Genomic DNA, 2,822 nt, shown 5'->3' on the forward strand with positions numbered 1-2,822 from the left:
CTCCGGCCAGCTGCTCACCGAGGACTACTACGTCTTCAACAAGCTGGCCAAGGGCCTTATCGGCACCAACAACGTCGACACCAACTCGCGCCTCTGCATGAGCAGCGCGGTGGCCGGCTACAAGATGACGCTCGGCGCCGACGCCCCGCCCACCTGCTACGAGGACGTGGAGCACGCCGACTGCATCTTCATTGCCGGCAGCAACGCGGCCTACGCGCACCCGATCCTGTTCCGCCGCGTCGAGCAGGCCAAGGCGCGGCGGCCGCAGCTGAAGATCGTCTGCTGCGATCCGCGCCGCACCGACACCGCCGAAATCGCCGACCTCCACCTGCCCCTGCTTCCCGGCACGGACGTGATGCTGTTCCACGGCCTGCTGCACATCATGCTGTGGGAAGGCTGGACGAATCCGGCCTACATCGAAGCGCACACGAGCGGCTTCGAGGCACTCAAGGCCCTGGTGCGCGAGTGCACGCCGGAGCGTGTGGCCCAGGCCTGCGGGCTGCCCATGGAGGACCTGGTCCGGGCCGCCAACTGGTTCGCCACGTCGCCGGCCACGCTGAGCCTCTACTGCCAGGGCCTCAACCAGTCCGCCAGCGGCACGGCCAACAACGCCGCATTGATCAACCTTCACCTGGCCACTGCGCAGATCGGCCGCCCCGGCGCCGGCCCGTTCTCGCTCACGGGCCAGCCGAATGCCATGGGCGGCCGCGAGGTCGGAGGCATGGCCAACCTGCTGTCGGCGCACCGCGACCTCGCCGACCCCGAACACCGCGCGCAGGTGGCGGCGCTGTGGGGCGTGCCCTCGGTGCCTGCGAGGCCCGGCAAGACCGCAGTGGAGATGTTCCAGGCCGCCGCCGACGGCGAGATCAAGGCGCTGTGGATCGCCTGCACCAATCCCGCGCAGTCGATGCCGGACCAGGCCACGGTGCGGCGCGCGCTCGAACGCGCCGAACTGGTCGTGGTGCAGGAGGCCTTCGCGACCACCGCCACCTGCGAGTTCGCGGATGTCCTGTTGCCCGCCACCACCTGGGGCGAGAAGGAAGGCACGGTCACCAACAGCGAGCGCCGCATCAGCCGCGTGCGCGCCGCCGTGCCGGCGCCGGGCGAGGCGCGCCATGATTGGCAGATCGTGGTCGACTTCGCGCGGCGGTTGGAGGCGCGGCTCGCGGCGGGGCGCTGCGGCACTTCGCTCTTCCCCTACCCCACCCCCGAATCCATCTGGCTCGAACACCGCGAATCCACCCGTGGCCGCGACCTGGACATCACCGGCCTCTCCTACGCCGCGCTGGAACAAGCCCCGCAGCAGTGGCCCTTCCCCTCCGGTGCACGGTCCGGCCGCACGCGCCTGTACGAGGACGGCGTCTTCGCCACTCCCGACGGCAGGGCCCGCTTCGCCGCCATGGCCCCGCGCCCGTGCGCGGAGCCGCGCGAATCGCGCTATCCCTTCTCGCTCACGACGGGGCGCCTGCGCGACCAGTGGCACGGCATGAGCCGCAGCGGCACGCTGGGGCGCCTGTTCGGCCACGTGCCCGAACCTGCCGTGCAAGTGCACCCGCAGGACCTGGCGCGGCTGCGGCTCGCCGACGGCGACCTGGTCCACATCACCTCGAAGCGCGGCTCCATCGTGCTGCCCGTGCAGGCCAGCGCGGAAGTCCAGCCGGCCCAGGCGTTCATCGCGATGCACTGGGGGCCCGAGTTCGTAAGCGGGTTGTCGAGCACGGGCGCGCCGCTGGCCGGCGTCAACGCGATCACCACCTCCGCTTTCTGCCCCACTTCGAAGCAGCCGGAGCTGAAGCACGCCGCCGTGAAGATCCTGAAGGCGGAATTGCCCTGGACCCTGCTCGGCGCCGCCTGGCTGCCCCCCGAGACGGTGCTCGCGCGGCGCGAGGCGTTGAAGGCGCTGATGGCGCTGTTTCCGTTCGCGTCGTGCGTGCCGTTTTCCAGCAGTTCGCCGCTGGACGGCGGCGGTGCGCCCGAGCGTCCGGGCCTGTTGTTCCGCGCCGCGGCCTACGAGGCGCCGCCGGAAGAGGTGTTGCTGCGCCTCGAGCAGCTGCTCGGACTGCGCGAGATCGAGACCTTGCGCTATGCGGACCGCCGCCGCGGCCAGTGGCGCACGGTGGGCCTGCGCCGCGAGGCCAAGGAGGTACGCGTCGAAGCGCTCCTGCTGGCCGGCGACACCAGCGCCGAAAGCTGGCTCAAGGCCCTGCTGCTGCAGGAACTGCCGGCGCAGGCGTATGGCCGCAAGCTGCTGGCCACCGGCGCCCAGGCCCCGGTCGCCGTCGCGACCAGGGGCAAACAGGTGTGCAGCTGCTTCGGCGTGGATGCCGACGCGATTGCGCGGCATGTCGAGGGCCTGGCGGGTTCGGCGGAGGAGCGGCTGGCGTCGTTGCAGTCGACATTGCGCTGCGGCACCAACTGCGGCTCGTGCCTGCCGGAGTTGAAGCGCCTCGTGCGCGCGATGCCACAGGCCGCGTAGTTCAGCCCCCGAGGTACGCGCCGCCGTTCACGTGGATCACCTGCCCCGTCACGTAGCGCGCTTTCGGCCCGGCCAGCCAGCACACGGCTTCCGCCACTTCCTCGGCGCGCCCCGCGCGGCCCACCAGGGTGCGGTGGGCGGTGCGGTGGTGCGGCGCGCTGCCGCTGCGGGTGGTGTCGATCAGACCGGGCGCCACGCAGTTGACGGTGATTCCCTGCGGTGACAGCTCGGTGGCCAGCGCGCGCGTCAGGCCGACCAGCCCCGCCTTGGCGGAGATGACGTGAGCCCGGCGGCTGGCGCCGGTATGGGCAGAGAGCCCACCGATGTTGACGATCGAGCCGCCTCC

General features: G+C 71.5%; 2 protein-coding genes. One reads left to right on the plus strand and one right to left on the minus strand.

From position 1 onward, the window contains the following. Positions 1 to 2,476 (plus strand): molybdopterin-dependent oxidoreductase (locus VFM98_RS05800; protein WP_325108953.1); only part of this gene is annotated, 2,476 nt, incomplete at its 5' end. 1 nt (position 2,477) lies between these two features. Here VFM98_RS05800 and VFM98_RS05805 read toward each other — a convergent pair. Beyond that, the coding region (locus tag VFM98_RS05805; protein WP_325108954.1) for an SDR family oxidoreductase at positions 2,478 to 2,822 on the minus strand (345 nt) is incomplete at its 5' end.

The sequence above is a fragment of the Ramlibacter sp. genome (assembly GCF_035706265.1).
Classification (GTDB): domain Bacteria; phylum Pseudomonadota; class Gammaproteobacteria; order Burkholderiales; family Burkholderiaceae_C; genus Ramlibacter.